This is a genomic window from Gimesia chilikensis, from assembly GCF_008329715.1.
Lineage (GTDB): Bacteria > Planctomycetota > Planctomycetia > Planctomycetales > Planctomycetaceae > Gimesia > Gimesia chilikensis.
Genome location: NZ_VTSR01000044.1, coordinates 1 through 441 on the forward strand (window position 1 = coordinate 1; position 441 = coordinate 441).

A 441-nucleotide genomic window follows, 5' to 3' on the forward strand; every position below is an offset into this window, starting at 1 on the left:
TTACGGACGGGCTGCCGCGACCAATGCTCCGTACACGATCTTCTCGGATGCGACCCCGGTCGACACGTTCCGGGTCAGCCATCAGACCAGTTCGAATGACTTCCTGGATGATGGCACCTGGTGGGAATACATTGGCGATCCAGTCGTCATCGACGGTAACACGCTGACCGTGATGCTGAGTGACGATGCGGACGGTATTGTCTACGCCGATGAAATCCGGATCATCCGGGTGGTTGATCCGGTGATCAAGGTCGAAGTGGATGGCGGAACCGTGGAAGACAGCGGTGCCGTGGACTTCGAAGATACGATTACCGGTGCTCCCGTGGTCAAGACCTTCACCGTAACGAACTTCGGCGAACGGAACATGGCCCTGGGTGGCATCAACGTCCCGACCGGATTCAGCCTGGTCTCCGGCTTCGGGGATACAAACCTGGCCCCCGG

General features: G+C 59.0%; 1 protein-coding gene. It reads left to right on the forward strand.

The annotated features are described in order from the left end of the window. A partial coding sequence (locus FYZ48_RS29460) for a hypothetical protein (RefSeq protein WP_187782291.1) occupies positions 1-441 on the forward strand: 441 nt, incomplete at both ends.